Source organism: Gilliamella sp. ESL0250 (assembly GCF_013345045.1).
In the GTDB taxonomy this organism is placed as follows: Bacteria; Pseudomonadota; Gammaproteobacteria; order Enterobacterales; family Orbaceae; genus Gilliamella; species Gilliamella apicola_H.
Genome location: NZ_JAAEDV010000004.1, coordinates 194,420 through 212,869 on the forward strand (window position 1 = coordinate 194,420; position 18,450 = coordinate 212,869).

Consider the following 18,450-nt stretch of genomic DNA (forward strand, 5'->3'; position numbering starts at 1 on the left):
CCAAAATCTAGTAACCGAAATACGTCTAAAAAAGTTTCGTAATGGTATTGCACAAATGCGAAATACATTGAAAAAAACAACTCAATAAAAAATAAACTACACCCCCAATAATGGGGAGAGTAAAAAAAGACACTTTTTTCATCTTATTTCCTTATTAATTTTTACTTAAACGTTCCTATTACCTAAATTTTTAATAAAATTTTAATGATTGTTTGTTGTTAATCAATTCGTTTAATAAAGTGTTTGATCTTAAATCCCATAGAAATCAATGACGCAAAATAAACAACGATTCCAACAATTACCAATGCAAACAATCGCCCAATACGAACCAACATTGAGCCGGTTGACCAGTCAGGTAATAAGTGTGAACCAAACCATAACACAGCAGACATTACTATTACAGCAATAATGACTTTAATCAAAAACCGATACCAACCAGGTTGGGGTTGATAAAGTTGTTTTTTACGCAGTTGCCAATACAATAATCCAGCATTAAAGCAAGCAGCTAAACCAATGGATAGTGAAAGGCCTGCATGCTGTAATGGCCCAATAAAAACGAGATTCATTAGCTGTGTTAAAATTAACGTGACAATTGCAATTTTGACGGGGGTTTTAATGTCCTGACGCGAATAAAATGCGGGTGCTAACACTTTAATTAAAATCAATCCAAGTAGACCGATAGAATAAGCCACTAAGGCTCGCTGTGTCATCAATGTATCATTTAAGGTAAATTGGCCATATTCAAATAACGTTGATATAAGCGGTCGAGAAATAACACCTAATGCAATCGTGCTTGGTAAAGCCAATAAAAAGCAGAGGCGTAATCCCCAATCTAACAACTCTGAATATTGTTTATGATCGCCTTTAGAAAAGCTTTTGGCTAACGATGGCAATAATATGGTACCTAATGCCACACCAAGTACACCGGCAGGGAATTCCATTAATCGATCTGCATAATACATCCACGAAACCGAGCCAGAAACGAGAAATGATGCAAAAATCGTATTAATAATTAATGATATTTGCCCAACAGATACCCCTAAAATTGCCGGCCCCATCTGTTTTAAAACGCGCCAAACACCGCTATCTTTAAGACTAATACGGGGCAATACTAGCATGCCAATCTTTTTTAAATAAGGTAGCTGATAGAGTAATTGCAAAATCCCGCCAACTCCAACCGACACGGCAAGTGCTAATACGGGAGGGTTAAAGTAAGGTGCTAAAAATAGTGTGAATATAATCATACTCACATTGAGTAGTGTTGGTACAAAAGCGGGAACCGAGAAACGATTCCACGTGTTGAGTATAGCGCCAACAAGTGAAGCCAGAGATATAAAAAAGATATAAGGAAAGGTTATACGCAACATGGTCGTTGCAAGTTCAAATTTTTCGGTTGTCTCTTGCATAAATCCTGGTGCTGTTAGCATAATAATAAAAGGTGCTGTGACAACACCAATTAAGGTAACAATAGCTAATACTAGCGTTAATAATCCTGCAATATAAGCAACAAAAGTACGCGTTGCTTCAATACCTTGCTGATTTTTATATTCAGCTAAAATAGGCACAAAGGCTTGTGAAAAAGCCCCCTCTGCAAAAATACGACGTAGTAAATTAGGAAGTTTAAAGGCAACAAAAAAAGCATCGGTCGCCATACCAGCACCAAAAAAACGCGCAATAATGGCATCACGCACAAAACCTAATACGCGAGAGACCATCGTCATTGAACTAACTGTGGCTAAAGATTTTAAAAGATTCATATTCAATTTATATACAAAGTATACAGCCTAAAACCGATAATTGAGCATAGTCTACAAACTATTACTTTAAATCACCATGCTTTTTTCAATAAACTTAGCTTTTTACAAATCAAACTGATAGTTGATATTTTTGCAAAAGTAATGTGTTGTGTATCACCTTGATAAGCTTAGGTATCCAACTACCATTCAGAGCCGATCACGAATTTTCTGCAAAATGAGGACATATTGTAGGTAGCCTTAATAGATAGGAATATGTTAATTAATAACAAAAATAGCTATTAAACTTTTATGTTGATTAGGTTAGTTTAGTATTTTACTCACAAACTACATTCTATTTTTAAAACCAAGTAGTCAATATGTAATTTTATGATCGTACTTACAATTAACAAAAAAATGTAACTAAAGTGAATAATAGCTCGCAAATTAATCCTAATACCGTTTAAACGATATTCAAGATCAATGAGTACAATACTTAGCTACATGCGTATTAACGTTAGTTTAAAGATAAACTTATCTACAAGAATTGTAGTGTAAAAAAGCTTCAGATAAAAGCGTGTTTAAGTATAAAAATATAGCGATTTGCGTTATTTACCAGCATAATAAATCTGTGTTAAATTATCATCCCGAATAATATTTATACTAATTTTATCATGAATCAAACAACTAATCCGTCGCCGATAAGAACGGGTGGCTTCCTAAATGCTATTGAACGAATTGGCAACAAAATTCCCGATGTAACAACACTGTTTTTTTATGCCTTAATTATCTGTTTTGTAGCTTCTTTATTACTCTCTTTTGTAAACTTTAATTACATTAATCCTGTTACGCAAAATAAACTTGTTGTTGTCAATATGCTGGCTCCCGATCATTTAGTCACTTTTTTTACCAAGATGGTGCCTAATTTTGTCTCGTTCCCACCACTTGGCATTACTATTGTGGCAACATTAGGTATTGGTATTGCTGAAAGTAGTGGTTATATCCATGTACTACTTAAAAAATTATTGGCTATCACCCCTAAAAAATTAGTGACACCTTCAGTTATTTTTGTCAGTATGGTTTGCCATATTGCTGCTGATTCGGCTTATGTGATTTTAATGCCTGTGTCAGCGATGATGTTTTATGCAATTGGGCGCCATCCATTGGCGGGTATTGCTGCTTCATTTGCAGGCTTAGCAGGTGGGTTTAGCTCAAGTTATACGCCATCAATTATCGATCCAATTATGCAAGGCTTTACCCAAAGTGCCGCACAAATTATCGATCCCTCTTATCAAGTCAATGTGCTTTGTAACTACTTTTTGAGCTTTGGCGGTACTTTTTTTGTATTATTAGCTTGCTGGTTTGTTACCGATAAAATCGTCGAACCTCGTTTAAATGAAACCATGCCTTTAAATAATGATTTAAAGTTAGATAATATTGCCAATTCGCCAGCGATCACGCCTATTGAAAACCGAGCATTTAAAGTCGCTTCAATTGTCTTTTTAACGATTGCTATTGGTTTGGTTTTATTATTATTACCAGAAAACTCTTTATTACGTGCTCCTGATGGAAGTATGACAAGCAATAAAGCTCCAATTATGCAAATTATTGTGCCACTATTGTTTGTATTTTTTGCCATTCCGGGATTAATACACGGTTTTATAACCAGAGCATTTAAATCGTCGCGCGATATTGTAAAAGCGATGGAGAACATCACAAAATCTCTTATTCCATTTATTGTTTTTGCGTTCTTTTGTGCACAATTTTTATATGTCTTTTCTCATTCACAAATTGGAACATTAATTGCGATTGGTGGTGCTGAGTTTTTAAAAGCGCTACATCTGCCTTCAGTTGTCACAATCTTTGGAGTAATAATTCTAACGAGCATGTTAAATGTGTTAATTACCTCTGCATCATCTAAATGGGCCATATTAGCACCGATTTTTGTACCAATGCTTATGTCAGTTGGCATCTCACCAGAACTAACGCAAGCGGCTTATCGTATCAGCTCGGCAGTTAATGTTAGCACACCTATGTTTGCTTTTTACCCTTTGATTATTGCTTATTGCCAGCAATACTGCAAAAACACAGGTGTAGGCACATTGAGTTCGATGATGATTCCTTATACCGCCGCACTACTTATTGCATTAACGGTAAACTTATTGCTCTTTTGGTTCTTAGATCTACCAATTGGTTTTGATAGTGGCTATGTATATCCACCCGTAAATAATTAGTTGCCATAAGGAGTCAACCTATGATGAATAATATTACCGAACAATTAGTTGAGCGTTTTTTACGTTATGTTAACGTTCCAAGTCAAAGTGCTCTTGGATGTGCGCATGTCCCCTCAACCCCAGGGCAAACAGAATTAGCCAAATTACTCAAACAAGAGTTGATCGAACTTAATTTACAAGATGTTCACCTTGATGAGCATAGTATTGTAACGGCTAAACTACCAGGCAATAATCCAAATGCACCAAAAATTGGTTATGTTGCCCATCTTGATACAGTCGATGTTGCCTTATCAGATAAAATCAATCCACAGAGAGTGACCTTTACCGGTCAAGATTTCCTGTTAAATAAAGATAAAAATATCTGGTTTAAAGTTGATGAACATCCTGAATTGAATAAGTATCTTAATGATGAATTGATTGTCACTGATGGCACAAGTGTACTTGGTGCTGATAATAAAGCCGCCATTGCCGTTGTGATGACAATGTTAGATCAATTACAACAACAAAATCTTACACATGGTGATATTTATGTGGCATTTGTACCTGATGAAGAAGTAGGCTTAAATGGTGCTAAGAAACTTGATTTAAATCGCTTCAAACCTGATTTTGCTTATACAATCGATTGTTGTGAACTTGGTGAAGTCGTTTATGAAACTTTCAATGCTGGCTCAGCAATCATTGAGATTACTGGTGTATCTGCTCATCCAATGTCGGCAAAAAATGTTTTAATCAATCCTATTCGTGTAGCTAATGATATTATTAACTGTTTTGATAGTTTCGAAACACCTGAACATACCGAAGGTAAAGAAGGTTATTTTTGGTTTAATGATATTGTTGGCAATCAAAGTACCACAACATTAAAAATGAGTATTCGTGACTTTGATTTAGCTAAATATGAAGCACGTAAAGCTTATATCCAAGAAGTGGTGAGTTTTATTAGCCGAAAATATCCAAGGGCTAAAATTGAGTGTAAAATTACTGATATTTATAGCAATATAGCTAACTATTTGGGTAATGATCGTCGCTGTATTGATTTGATTTATCAATCATTTGAGCAACTCAAGATTCAACCTAATACGATCGCTATGCGGGGGGGAACGGATGGTTCAGCACTTTCTGCTAGAGGTCTTACAACACCAAATTACTTTACTGGTGCACATAACTTTCATTCGTGCTTTGAGTTTTTACCATTATCATCATTTCTTAAATCTTTTGAAGTAACGATGAAAATTATCGAATTAGCCGCCAAAGCTAAATAATATAAAAAGAGGGGGGATATCTCCCTTTTTTGAGCATACTGATAAATATCAGAATTTATTCTGTCCACAATGCAAACATTGAAAAGGGTTAGCCAAAAACGAAGTAATGAAGATTTATGAGATAAATGGTGGGTCGTGAGCGATTCGAACGCTCGACCAACGGATTAAAAGTCCGCTGCTCTACCGACTGAGCTAACGACCCATTTGACAAAACCACTTTACCTTTAATACTTAAAGCTACAAGCGATTTCGGGTTGGTATAATACTTATAATTATAAGGCTACGCAACCCTTTTATTGTCATTTTCATGCAATAGCTGGTTATTTATACACTTTACTTTAGCGATGCTAATTTTTTATTCGCACGATCAACTACATTCTTATCTTTTGGGTATTTATTTACCACTTGTTGGAAAACCGTTTTAGCTTTTTTAGCATCCCCTTTATCAAGTAAAATCAATCCTACTTTATAAAGGCTATCAGCAGCTTTCGGAGATGATGGAAAATCTTTTACTACGGTTGCGTAGTAAAATGAGGCATCGTCTTTTCTGTTTTGTCTATATGAAAGTTGACCAAGCCAATAATTAACATTAGCTCGGTACTTAGACTTTGGGTAAGTTTTTAAATACTTTTGAAACGCGGCAATAGCCTCATTATTTTGTTTACCATCATTAACAAACTGCATTATAAAATTATAATCAGCTTTATCATCACCTGAAGTTCTCCATCCTGATAAATCTGACGAAGAAGATGTTGATGAAGTCGAGTCAGAAGATGGTGTTGAACTATTTTCTTGTGAGTCAAAATTAGAATTCGATGAAAACCCAGAGCCATTAGCCATTTGCTGAAAAATCATTTTTTGACGTTCAATTATTTGATTAAGTTGATATTTTGTTTCTTCTAACTGGCCACGAAGGGTATCTACATCGGCTTGTAAATCGCTAATTTTTTGTTGGTTTTGAATCAACAACTGCCCTTGGGCTTGAATGGTTCGATCGATATCAGAGCTACCCGCAGCACAACCGTAACCAGTGAATAAAAGAAATAAGAACAATGTCAGTATTTTTTTATGCATATTATTTGACTCGTCGTGAACTTAGAAAATAAAAAACGGCTGAACAATCAGCCGTTATAAAATGCTATTAATATCCAGCATAGGTTACTACAGCGCGACGGTTTTTAGCATAAGTCGCTTCGTCATGACCTAATACAGCTGGTTTTTCTTTACCATAAGAAACGATTTCCATTTGGCTTGCAGAAGCACCATTACCTTGTAAGTATGACTTAACTGCTGCAGCGCGACGTTCACCTAAGGCGATGTTATATTCTGGGGTACCACGTTCATCAGCATGACCTTCGATAACAACTTTTAGGTTAGTTGAACGAATAAATACAGCGTGCGCATTTAATAATGTTTCATATTCGGATTTAACATTGTATTTATCAAAATCAAAATATACCGTATTGATTTGTTGTAATTTTTGAAGTTGCTCTAAAGCTTCTTTTGATAAAGTACCGTTTAAATTACCACTCTCGTTGTGGCTGCTATTAGACGAACATGCAGTTACAGCGATTAATGGTAAAGCAACCGCGGCTACTTTAAAAAATTTAGAAAATTGCATTGTATTAACTCCTTTTGTTTAAATAAATTATTACTTATATATTATACATCTAACCAACTTCAAAGTAACATCTGTTACCGACCTGAAAGATTAGACATATATATTATAACGCCCTTATACTTAACACAATTTTAATCATTGCAATATTGTATAAATGCTAGGCTCTTCTTATAAATATGGCGACCATGCTGGGAATTTTACTTGCCCATCGGTTGCTGGTAACCTTGCTTTAAAATTACCATCGGTAGAAACAAGATTCAAAATGGTGCCTAATCCTTGAGATGAACTATAAATGATCATAGTACCGTTTGGCGCAATACTTGGCGTTTCATCTAAAAAAGTATCTGTTAGACGTTGATAAGTTTTTGTATCCATATCATATCGAGTAATATGTTGTTCACGATTATTAGTTGAGATCATAGCAATAAAAGAACCATCTGGTGACACTCGGGCATTCTGATTTTGGGTATTATCCCAAGTGACTCTCTGTGATTCACCCGTATTGATGTTGATACTATATAATTGAGGACGACCCGCTTGGTCAGAAGTGTAAATAATAGTTTGATTATCCGGCATCCAAGATGGTTCCGTATCATTACTACGACTAGAGGTAATTTGCGTGATTTTTTTGCTACTTAAATCCATCATATATAAATTTAAGCTTCCCCCTTTAGATAAAGCAAACGCTAATTTACTACCATCAGGAGAAAATGCCGGAGCGCCATTATGTTGAGGAAAAGATGCAATTGTTTGAACGGCACCGCTCTCTAATGTTTTTAAAACCAATGCAGAATGACCACCTTCAAAAGTCACATAGGCCAATTTTTTACCATCTGGTGACCAAGTAGGAGACATTAACGGTTCTTTAGAACGATGAACAGTGGTTTGATCATAACCATCATAATCAGACACTCTTAATTCATGCGAAAAAGGTCCTTTGGTTGTTTTAACAACATAAGCAATTCGTGTTCTAAATGCACCTTTAATACCCGTTAGTGATTCAAAGATTTCATCACTAGCAGTATGCGCCGCATAACGAACCCAGCGTTTTTCAATAGAAAATTGGTTTTGTGCCAGAACTGTACCAGGACGGTTGACTGTATCAATTAATTGATAATTTATAAGGTATTTTCCAGATACATCAGGCTGAATTGCCCCTACAACAACCGCTGAGACACCAATATTATTCCATACTGCAGGAGTAACCTCTGAAGCAGTGGTTGGTTTTTGAGGCATTTGATTAACGTCAATAGGATTGAACTTACCGCTGTTACGCAAATCAGAAGCAATAATATCTTCAATAATTTGTGGAGGTTCTCCACCTCCAGTCCATTTAAATGGGGCAACAGCGATTGGTTTAGCTGAACTCACACCATCAGTAATAATAATTCTGACCTCAGAATTAGCCATTGTGGTAAAAAATAAAATAAAGCAAGTTGTCAAAAAGCGAGAAGCGAATTTGATCATCTTAAATTCCTTAATAAAAGCAAGAAACATTGAGTTAAATTAAACATAAACCGATAAAAAACAGAAAATAAAACCTTTAAAAATTAATATATTGCCGTTAACTAACTCCACATACTAAACTTTATAAAACATAAACAATTTTGTAGCGAGAAAGATAGCCGATATCTGGTAACAAGTCCATAGTCTTTAAAATAAAAAGATTTGTTTAATAATAATGGCTTTACTATATAAAATACTCAAAGTAATAATAAAAAATTATTCTATTGTGGATGCCTATACTAATCCTATTTAAATAAGGTTTAAAGAGTTTGAAAAGATATTTTTATACATGAAAAAGAGCGGATATATCAAAAAGTTTATAATTTTGATGGTGGCCATAAGGAGGTGAGAATTTTGGTTAAAAAGATGCCATTATTTTTGGCAATTTTCACAATAAAAAGTATTACGCTGTCCTATTTTTTGTGATTTTATTTCTGTACCACAAATTAGGCATGGCTTGCCATCCCGCCCATAAACGAGTAACTCCTGTGCAAAATATCCAGGTTTGCCATCAGACTGAAGAAAATCCTTTAGTGTTGTTCCGCCTTGTTCAATTGATTTGGTAAGAACTTGTTTAATGGAAGCAACCAATCTTTCAAATTCATTAAATTGTAAAGTGTTAACTTTGCGATTAGGATTAATTTTAGCCATAAATAACGATTCAGAAGCGTAAATATTACCGACTCCAACCACAATATGGTTATCCATAATCCAGCTTTTAATGGGTACTTGACGATTTCGGGCTTTTTCGAATAGATATTCCACTGAAAATTCATTACTTAAAGGCTCTGGTCCCAAATGTTGTAATTGAGATATTTCACCTAATGAATTTGCCCAAAGCCAAGATCCAAAACGCCTAGGATCGGTATAACGTAATATGACGCCATTTCCTAAAACTAGATCGATATGATCGTGCTTCTCTGCTTTTTGGCGGTTTTGTAAAATACGTAAGCTACCTGACATTCCCAAATGAATCACAATCCAATTGTTAGATAGCTGTAATAATAAATATTTTGCACGGCGTTTTATATCTAAAATCACTTGTCCATGAGCATTACTTATAGCCCTATCAACCGGCCAGCGTAATTTAGATTGTCGAACAATAATTTTATCTATAGTTTGTCCCTTTAAATACGGTAAGATGCCTCGGCGACTTGTTTCAACTTCTGGTAATTCAGGCATATTATTCCCCCTAGTTATTTAATAGGTCTGTAACCCAAGTTGGAGCTTGCTGAGCAGGCACTGACTGCTTATTGCCAGTACATAAGCTCTGAGGATTAATCGTCCATACAGGTAAAGATCGAATGCCACTTCCATTACATTGCCACTGTCCATCACTATCAATAGGCACCATAAAAATATTTTGAGGCTGTGGCAATACTAATTTCTTTGGTGGGTTATTTTGTAAATATTCACTATAAATTTTTAGAGCACCAGTTGCCCCTGTCAATTTCATTGGAGAATGATCATCTAAACCAATCCAAATAACAGCAACATTTTTACCGTCAATCCCTGTAAACCAGCTATCACGAGAATCATTACTTGTTCCTGTCTTAGCAGCTAAATTAAACGAACCGTATTTAGCTTTTAATGAACGAGATGTCCCCGAATTAACCACTTGTTGCATAGCATAAGTAGTTAAATAAGCCGATTGTTGGGATACTGCCTGAAGCTGTTGTGGATAGCGTTGATAAACAAGCTTACCTTTATCCGTCAATACATATCTTAAAATAGACAGTGGAGAACGTTGACCATTATTAGCTATCGTTTGAAACATCTGTGCAGTTTCTAACGGTGTTAATTCTAAAGCACCAAGTAACCTTGATGGTAAATTAGGTATACGCTCTGCTGGTACGCCCAACGCTTGTAAAGTATTCTTTGTTGCATCAAGCCCCAATGCCATACCTAAATTAACAGTAGGTACATTGAGTGAAAGCGCTAGGGCGTCGACCAACATAACACGATCGCGAAATTTACGATCATAGTTTTTCGGTTCCCAATACCCCCCACCATCAAGCTTAATCGATAAAGGATTATCGTTAAGCCAAGTATTAAGTTGGTAATGATCGGGTTGTCCGAGTGCGGTTAGATAAGTTGACGGTTTAGCTAATGAACCAATTGCTCGCTGAGTTAACCAAGCACGATTATAACCCGGATAACGCGGATCTGCGCTACCAATAATAGCGCGAATTTCCCCAGTCTCGCGACTCACAATCACCATTGCTGTTTGTAATTCTTTATTGGTTGATGTACGTAGTTTCTCAATTTCATTAGTAACCGCTTGCTCTGCAGCAGATTGAGCCACAGGATCAAAGGTAGTAAAAATCTTCATACCAGACAAATGATCTGCTTTATCACCTAATTGTTTTCGAAGTTCACTGCGCACAACTTGCATAAATGCTGGTTGTGGTGAAATCACACCACCTTTAGGTAGAACTGTTAGTGGGCGCTGACTTAATAAAGTATACAGATCATCATCAATAATACCTTGCTGCTCAGCAAGTTTTAAAACCACATTACGACGTTCTATAACTTGTTGAGGTTGTGTCCAAGGATTATATAGCGAAGCTCCTTTTACCATACCAACCAGCACTGCTTGCTGATCCAATGTAAGTTCATTAACTGGACGACCAAAATAGTAAAGACTAGCTAATGGAAACCCATGGATCTCTTCACTACCCGCTTGTCCAAAATATACTTCATTTAAATAAAGTTCTAAAATACGCTCTTTGCTATAACGGCCATCCAAAATCAACGCCATATATGCCTCACGTATTTTTCGACTTAAGCTACGTTCATTAGTTAGAAAAAGATTTTTTACCGTTTGCTGAGTTAGTGTACTCCCTCCTTCGGTACGGCCTGTTGTTAAATTAACAAAAATAGCGCGACCAATAGAATATAAACTTACACCATGATGATGGTAAAAACGTTTATCTTCTGTTGCTACCAATGTTTGTAACAATGAATCAGGGAATTCTTTTAATGGCACAAATAACCGCTGTTCGCCATTTGGCGAATGCATCATGGTAATTAATTTAGGATCAATCTTAAGTAATCCAAAATCACGTCCTGTATCTAGATTAGTAATACGATCGATACGATTTTCATAAAAAGTAATTCTGACTCTAAAAGCTTGCTCTTCACCATCAGGAAAAGTAAAAGGCCGACGATAAACTTCGACCACATCATGTCTTACAATAAATTCACCTGGGCGGGTAGCTTTAGTCTCTTGCTGACGATATTGTGCACCAACCAACATTGTAATCACATCATTTAAGCTATATTCACTATCAGGCTCAAGATCAATTATTTGCCCATAAACTGCAGCGGGCAACTCCCACACATTTCCATCAATCCGCTCTTTGATTTGTTGATCGAGATAGACACCATAAATAATAGCCACAGCAGCCAATACGAGAAATAACTTAAATAATAATGTTAATAATCGTCGCAAAAGTGTAGGCTTTTTATTTTTTTTAGTCTTTTTAGAAGATAGTTTTTTTGCTGTTTTAGTTGATGTGTTCAAACTGCACCTAACATTTATTATTCAATAAAATTGACTTATGATAACATAATTTTTTAAGGATACCTTGCTCTTCTTTTTGTAAAAAAGTTTCAGGTAAGTAGGTATTTAAGTATAAAACAAATGCATAAATTTAAAAGTTTAGCTGGGATCCAACACTTTTAACTTTTGACAGGAACGCCTTTTTCGACTTACCTGTTAATCCTTCCGAAATAGGCAAGCTTGCAGTTAACGGATTAACAGGCTTATTATTAATATGTAACTCAAAGTGCAAATGAGGCCCCGTGGAACGCCCTGTGTTTCCTGATAGTCCAATTTTATCACCTTGCTTAACTTGTTGCCCTGGTTTGACTAAAATTTTATCCAAGTGCATATAAGTGGTCATATACTGACGGCCATGCCGGATAGCAATATAGTTACCTGCTGAACCGCTATACTTTGCAATGACTACTTCACCATTACCAACGGATAATACCGGTGTGCCGCGCGATACCGCAAAATCAACACCATTATGAGGGGCTATTTGTCCCGTAACTGGGTGCAAACGACGCGGATTAAATCCAGAAGAAACACGCGCTTTTTTTGCTAAAGGATAACGGAAAAAGCTTTGGGATAAACTGCTACCGTTGATGTCATAATATTTACCATCATCTGCTAAAATAGCATAATAATCTTTGGTTCCATTTTTAACACGGACACCTAGTAACTGGCTATTGGATAAACTTTTACCATGCATTTCCCGTGTTAAAACAACTGAAAATTTGTCACCAACTTGTAATCTTCGAAAATCTAAACGCCATTGTAAAGCGCGGGTAATAATACCAATTTCATTACTGGTTAGACCACTTTTACGAGCATCAGCAACAAAATTAGTTTTAATATCACCTTTTATAACAATATTTTGCGGTACTACTTCAGCTGTTTCAGAACTTTCTACAAATTTATCGCCCGATTTTTCATAGATTCGAATATTATTACTTGATATTGTCCAACTAAAAGTTTGCAAATTATGATTATTATCAGTCGTCCAGCTAATCTGTTGGCCTATTCTTAAATTTGCGAGTTGTTTAAATTTAGTCGTTAACTGATAAATATCATTTCGATTAACATTATAGCGAATTAAAATATCATGTAGAGTATCACCACGCACAATAGTATATTGCACTGAGTTATCTTTATCATCAACGATGTCATCTAATTCATCTTTAACGATCTCATCTTCAGGAACATCTGATGATTCAACAACTGTAGCCGTTTTTCCATTTACCATCTCAACTCTGCCATCATCAGCAAGAGAGTGAGAATTATTATTTACAGTAATTTCAACTTGAGGAGTTAAAGGAACATAAACCGTTCGATCCAAATTGAGTGGACGCCACAAAGCAGTAAATAAAATAACAATAAAAAGAACACCTAATATTGAAAAATAGGGGATTTTAAAATTATTTTTTTCAATATCAGGGGATTTTATTTGTCTTGCCAAAATTAACCTTAACTATTTATTATCAAAATTAGTTTCTATCTAAACAATCCAACAGTTGCTGTGTTAATTTTAATAAAAATTGTGAATATGCATCTTTGGAAAGAGCGATATCTGTTCCTAATGGATTTAATTCTCCAATTCGAACATCTGTTCCATCCACTAATTTTTCAATAACTGCAGGGCTAAACTGTGGCTCACGAAATACGCATACTGCTTTGTGTTCTTTGAGCTCTTGTTGAATAGCATAAACCTTTTGAACACCAGGTTGAACTGCTGGATTTATAGTAAAACTACCTAGTTTTTTTAATCCAAACCGTGCCTCAAAATACCCATACGCATCATGAAACACAAAATACCCTCTATTTTGTACGGTAATGAGTTTTTTTGCAATGTTTTGTTCTATTTCTGCGAGCTTAATGTTGAATTCGCGCAAATTTTCATCAACCAATACACTTTTATCTGGATATAGTGTAATAAGCCTATCATGGATTGACTGCGCAATAATCTTAGCAATGTTAGGTGAAAGCCAAATATGCTCATCATATTCACCATGGTGATCTTGAGCAGTCATATCAGCAGAATGATGTTCTTCATGCTCATGAACATCATGACTAGTTCGAAGTAACGCCTTAATCTCTGGTATTGTCATTAATTCAATTTGATTTTGATTATCAATACTTTTTAGGATTGTTGGCATAAAAGCTTCCATATCTTCACCAACCCAAATCACAAGTTCAGCTGACTTTAGTTTAGCCAAATCGGATGGCTTTAAATTATAGGTATGGGGAGAGGCGCCATCAGGAAGTAAAATATCAGTATCAGTCACTCCTGAAGCAATGGCTTCGGCGATAAAACCTATCGGTTTTACAGACGAAACAATTTTCGCGTTAGCATAATTAGTAATGCTTTGGATAAATACGAATGAAACAAGTATTTTTAAAAAAGAGACTAATCGTTTACAATTTAATAAAATATATTTTTCCACATCATTATCCCATATTTATAAAGTATGATAGAATAAAACCAACCGTTGTTATAATATAACATAACATATTTATGGGCAAGGGCTTTTAACAATATGACACCACTAATTTCGCTTGATAATGTTTCGGTGGAAATTGACCATCGAAAAATATTATATGACATTTCATTAAAAATACATCTTAATCAAATTATTACATTATTAGGCCCTAATGGTGCAGGTAAATCGACCTTAGTAAAAGTCATTTTAGGGTTAGTTCCGTACACATCAGGGACAATCAGGCGTTCACCTAATTTAACAATTGGCTATGTTCCGCAGTCAATCAACTTAAATTCAACTCTACCTATTACTGTTAAACGTTTTATACGCTTAAATAAGCAGTTAAATAACGAAGATATTCTTAACATATTATCTATGGTGAAAGCTGAATATTTAATCAATACATCGATGCATCAATTATCGGGTGGTGAATTACAGCGTGTTTTACTAGCTCAAGCCTTAGCAAAGAAACCGCAATTATTGATTCTTGATGAGCCAACTCAAGGCGTAGATGTCAATGGTCAGGTACTGTTATATGATTTAATCGCAGATGCTAAAAATCAGTTTAATTGCGGTGTCTTAATGGTTTCTCATGATCTTCATTTAGTGATGGCAAAAACAGATGAAGTAATCTGTTTAAATCACCATATCTGTTGCTCTGGTACGCCAGCCATTGTATCAAATGACCCAGAATTTATTTCTCTTTTTGGTCAACATGAGGCATCACAAATTGCTGTTTATAAACACCATCACAATCACCAACATGATTGTTGCAAATCCCCTATTAAACATAATAAGGTAATTGTTTTGCCTAGCTATGAAAGGAAAAATAATGATTGAGTTACTATTACCATCTTTATTAGCTGGATTATGCTTAACAAGTATAACAGGACCGTTAGGTACTTTCGTTGTTTGGCGTAGGATGTCCTATTTTGGCGATACGTTATCACATGCTGCTTTACTTGGTATCGCATTTGGATTTTTACTGAATATCAATTTATTTTATGCTGTCATTTTTATAACTCTTCTACTCGCCTTAGGATTAATTTGGTTAGAAGCACAAAAACAACTTCCAATTGATACTTTACTTGGTATTTTGGCTCATAGTGCCTTATCGCTTGGCTTAGTAGTAATTAGTTTAATGAGCAATATTCGTATTGATTTAATGGGATACTTATTTGGTGATCTGTTATCAGTAACTTATTCAGATCTCTATCAAATTATTATTTGTGTAGCACTTATTGGCGCCTTATTGTTTTGGCGATGGAATAACATTTTATTCATTACTGTGAGTGAAGAATTAGCTTTTAGCCATGGCATTAATGTACAAATCACAAAATTACTTTTGACGCTACTATTAGCGTTAACAATAGGCCTATCGATGAAGTTTGTCGGAGCACTGATTATTACTTCTTTGCTTATTATTCCTGCAGCAACAGCCAAATATTATTCGAAAACCCCTGAAACAATGGCATTAACTGCAATAATAATTGGTATGTTATCAGTTATTACTGGATTGATGTTTTCATTTATTTACGACACGCCAACAGGTCCATCAATAGTATTAAGTAATACTTGTCTATTTTTTATATCATTATTCATTTCAAAACTCATTTTAAATAAAAAGAATTGAAATCATTGCAAAATCGTATTATTTATTGCGTATCATATCCCATTAATAAAATGGCTTTAATGGGTTGCTTGATATTTTCTAATATTATAACAATACAATTCAACATATTAATAATTAGAAACTATGTCACTAGCAATTATTTATACGCGAGCATCTATTGGAATACAAGCGCCTTTAATAAACGTAGAAGTTCATATTAGTAATGGCTTGCCAGGCTTTGTCTTAGTTGGTCTACCTGAAGCAACAGTTAAAGAGGCCAAAGATCGAGTTAGAAGTGCCATTATTAATAGCGGTTTTACCTTTCCAGCTAAAAAAATAACGGTAAACTTATCTCCAGCAGATCTACCCAAGGAAGGAAGCCGCTTTGATTTACCAATAGCTATTGCTATTCTTGCCGCAACAGAACAAATTCCAACAGAAGATTTATTACATTATGAATTTCTAGGCGAGTTAGCGTTATCAGGAAATATTAGAGCGGTAAAAGGAGCGATTCCTGCTGCTATTTCTTCCAAAAAGAAAAAGCGTACCTTAATAATTTCTGCTGAAAACCAATCTGAGATATCTTTGATTCATCAAAATAATACATTAATTACTAATAATTTATTAGAGTTATGTCAGTATTTATACAAAGAAATTGATTTACCAACAGTACAATATCGTGAATATCATGATGTTGACAATAGCTCAACTAGTCTACAAGATGTAATCGGACAGGAACATGCCAAAAGAGCATTAGAAATTGCGGCTGCAGGAGGTCACAATTTATTATTAATTGGACCTCCAGGCACAGGGAAAACGATGTTAGCAACTCGTTTAACATCCTTATTACCTCAACTGTCAGATGACGAGGCACTTGAAAGTGCAGCAATAACCAGTTTAGTTAGCCCAAATGGCTCAATTAAAAACTGGCGGAAAAGACCTTTTAGATCACCTCACCATAGCGCATCAACCGCAGCACTAGTTGGTGGAGGAACGATTCCCAAACCAGGAGAAATTTCACTAGCACATAATGGAATATTATTTTTAGATGAATTGCCTGAATTCAATCGAAAGGTATTAGACGCTTTAAGAGAACCAATTGAATCGGGTGAAATTATCATTTCCAGAGCCAATGCAAAAATAAAGTTTCCCGCTAAATTTCAATTAATAGCTGCAATGAACCCAAGTCCAACAGGACATTATCAAGGAACACATAATAGAACGACACCACAACAAACTATACGTTATTTAAATCGACTTTCAGGACCTTTTCTTGATAGGTTTGATATTTCTATTGAGGTGCCTTTACTACCGAAAGGTACACTGAGTAAAATAGCTACTTCCTCAGAATCAACTGAAAAAGTAAAACAGCGAGTTTTACAGGCAAGAAATATTCAGTTTAAAAGAAACAATAAATTAAATAGTCAGTTAAGTACAAATGAAATTCAATGCTATTGTCAGCTATCAAATGAAAATAATGAATATTTAGAGCAGGCATTGATAAAATTGGGACTCTCTGCTCGGGCATGGCATCGAATATTGAAAGTATCACGCACAATTGCTGATTTAGATTTGTCAGAAAACATAGAACGAAAACACATTTCAGAAGCATTGAGTTATCGTTCTATGGATCGATTACTAATTCAATTACACAAAAACATTGGTTAAAAGAATTAGTCATCGCTATCTACAAAATCATCACTCACATCGACTTGTGGTTTTCCACCGGATAATGTATGAAACCTTTTTGGTTTATTTATACGAGAAAGATATTTCAGCCACGTTTTTTCAAAATCTGTAGATGGTTCTTTTTTACCTTTGCAAACGGCTACAAATGATCTTTCTTCTGCAGTAGACGGATTTCTGGTTTCTGCATCAAGATCTTTAAAAGCACAACCATGCTTTTCTAAAATCAAAGCTTCTTTAATAGTAAAATCCCCGTGTCGAGAAAACCCTCTTGGATAATTTTTATTATCAAAAAAGCGTTGTTGACTTACAAAACTCTCAGCCATGTTCTATCCTCTAGATTGTAAAAGTGTTTGGGCGAGAATTATAATTAACTAAGTTAATCTGTAAACAAAATTTTTTTATTTATATAGATGAAAATAATCAAGTGACTAAAATTAGAACAAGTTATCATTTTTTGGCAGGGGCGGAGAGTCTCGAACTCCCAACACCCGGTTTTGGAGACCGGTGCTCTACCAATTGAACTACGCCCCTAAAAATAAAGGTGGCGGAACGGACGGGGCTCGAACCCGCGACCCCCTGCGTGACAGGCAGGTATTCTAACCAACTGAACTACCGCTCCACCGAATTTGGTGTGTATATATAAAATTTAAAAGTCTGGCGGCCCCCTACTCTCACATGGGTAATACCCACACTACCATCGGCACTACGGCGTTTCACTTCTGAGTTCGGCATGGGGTCAGGTGGGACCACCGCGCTATTACCGCCAGAC

General features: G+C 35.4%; 14 protein-coding genes, 3 tRNA genes and 1 rRNA gene. 5 read left to right on the forward strand and 13 right to left on the reverse strand.

The genetic code is table 11. The annotated features are described in order from the left end of the window. Positions 1-218: 218 nt before the first annotated feature. A complete protein-coding gene (gene murJ, locus GYY69_RS05300; RefSeq protein ID WP_174796734.1) occupies positions 219-1,757 on the reverse strand; it encodes a murein biosynthesis integral membrane protein MurJ in 1,539 nt (512 codons plus the stop codon). Positions 1,758-2,407: 650 nt separating this feature from the next. Here murJ and GYY69_RS05305 point away from each other — a divergent pair. Together GYY69_RS05305 and pepT are read left to right on the forward strand one after the other, a co-directional pair. Further along, entirely contained in the window at positions 2,408-3,967 is a 1,560-nt protein-coding gene (locus tag GYY69_RS05305; protein WP_174796735.1) for an AbgT family transporter, read from the forward strand. Positions 3,968-3,987: 20 nt separating this feature from the next. Further along, the gene (pepT, locus tag GYY69_RS05310; RefSeq protein ID WP_174796736.1) at positions 3,988-5,226 is read left to right on the forward strand and encodes a peptidase T; all 1,239 of its coding nucleotides are present in this window, start codon (positions 3,988-3,990) and stop codon (positions 5,224-5,226) included. Between the two features lie 126 nt (positions 5,227-5,352). On the opposite strand, the gene GYY69_RS05315 is transcribed toward pepT, so the two are convergent. From GYY69_RS05315 to znuA, 8 genes are all read right to left on the reverse strand, one after another. After that, positions 5,353-5,428: transfer RNA gene (locus GYY69_RS05315), tRNA-Lys, on the reverse strand. 131 nt (positions 5,429-5,559) lie between these two features. Next, positions 5,560-6,300 (reverse strand): tol-pal system protein YbgF, encoded by a 741-nt coding sequence (gene ybgF, locus GYY69_RS05320; protein ID WP_174796737.1) that lies wholly within the window; start codon positions 6,298-6,300, stop codon positions 5,560-5,562. A 67-nt stretch (positions 6,301-6,367) separates the two neighbouring features. Then, complete coding sequence (gene pal, locus GYY69_RS05325; protein WP_065638856.1) at positions 6,368-6,847, reverse strand: peptidoglycan-associated lipoprotein Pal; 480 nt, start codon at positions 6,845-6,847, stop codon at positions 6,368-6,370. A 168-nt stretch (positions 6,848-7,015) separates the two neighbouring features. Beyond that, positions 7,016-8,311: a Tol-Pal system beta propeller repeat protein TolB gene (tolB, locus tag GYY69_RS05330; RefSeq protein WP_446718884.1), complete on the reverse strand. Its 1,296-nt coding sequence runs from the start codon at positions 8,309-8,311 to the stop codon at positions 7,016-7,018. A 414-nt stretch (positions 8,312-8,725) separates the two neighbouring features. Then, positions 8,726-9,535, reverse strand: a complete 810-nt coding sequence (gene mutM / locus GYY69_RS05335; RefSeq protein ID WP_174796739.1) for a bifunctional DNA-formamidopyrimidine glycosylase/DNA-(apurinic or apyrimidinic site) lyase — start codon at positions 9,533-9,535, stop codon at positions 8,726-8,728. 10 nt (positions 9,536-9,545) lie between these two features. Further along, entirely contained in the window at positions 9,546-11,879 is a 2,334-nt protein-coding gene (gene mrcB, locus GYY69_RS05340; protein WP_194240604.1) for a bifunctional glycosyl transferase/transpeptidase, read from the reverse strand. Between the two features lie 130 nt (positions 11,880-12,009). Next, positions 12,010-13,359: a murein DD-endopeptidase MepM gene (gene mepM / locus GYY69_RS05345; RefSeq protein WP_174796740.1), complete on the reverse strand. Its 1,350-nt coding sequence runs from the start codon at positions 13,357-13,359 to the stop codon at positions 12,010-12,012. A gap of 28 nt (positions 13,360-13,387) precedes the next feature. Further along, positions 13,388-14,344, reverse strand: a complete 957-nt coding sequence (gene znuA / locus GYY69_RS05350; RefSeq protein ID WP_202984952.1) for a zinc ABC transporter substrate-binding protein ZnuA — start codon at positions 14,342-14,344, stop codon at positions 13,388-13,390. A gap of 93 nt (positions 14,345-14,437) precedes the next feature. Here znuA and znuC point away from each other — a divergent pair, with 93 nt between their 5' ends. The 3 genes from znuC to GYY69_RS05365 all read left to right on the forward strand — a co-directional run bounded on the left by znuC (position 14,438) and on the right by GYY69_RS05365 (position 17,660). Next, positions 14,438-15,220, forward strand: coding sequence for a zinc ABC transporter ATP-binding protein ZnuC (gene znuC / locus GYY69_RS05355; protein WP_174796741.1), 783 nt, complete (start codon positions 14,438-14,440; stop codon positions 15,218-15,220). Then, a complete protein-coding gene (gene znuB / locus GYY69_RS05360) occupies positions 15,213-16,013 on the forward strand; it encodes a zinc ABC transporter permease subunit ZnuB (RefSeq protein WP_174796742.1) in 801 nt (266 codons plus the stop codon). Before znuC ends, znuB begins: the two co-directional genes overlap by 8 nt. A 123-nt stretch (positions 16,014-16,136) precedes the next feature. After that, complete coding sequence (locus GYY69_RS05365; protein WP_174796743.1) at positions 16,137-17,660, forward strand: YifB family Mg chelatase-like AAA ATPase; 1,524 nt, start codon at positions 16,137-16,139, stop codon at positions 17,658-17,660. Between the two features lie 5 nt (positions 17,661-17,665). Here GYY69_RS05365 and GYY69_RS05370 read toward each other — a convergent pair whose 3' ends face one another. The 4 genes from GYY69_RS05370 to rrf form a co-directional block, all read right to left on the reverse strand. Then, positions 17,666-18,004 (reverse strand): DUF413 domain-containing protein, encoded by a 339-nt coding sequence (locus GYY69_RS05370; RefSeq protein WP_065638849.1) that lies wholly within the window; start codon positions 18,002-18,004, stop codon positions 17,666-17,668. Positions 18,005-18,136: 132 nt separating this feature from the next. Next, positions 18,137-18,212 (reverse strand) — tRNA-Trp (locus tag GYY69_RS05375). An 11-nt stretch (positions 18,213-18,223) separates the two neighbouring features. Beyond that, positions 18,224-18,300 (reverse strand) — tRNA-Asp (locus GYY69_RS05380). A gap of 33 nt (positions 18,301-18,333) precedes the next feature. Continuing rightward, a 5S ribosomal RNA gene (gene rrf / locus GYY69_RS05385) occupies positions 18,334-18,449 on the reverse strand. Position 18,450 lies beyond the last annotated feature (1 nt).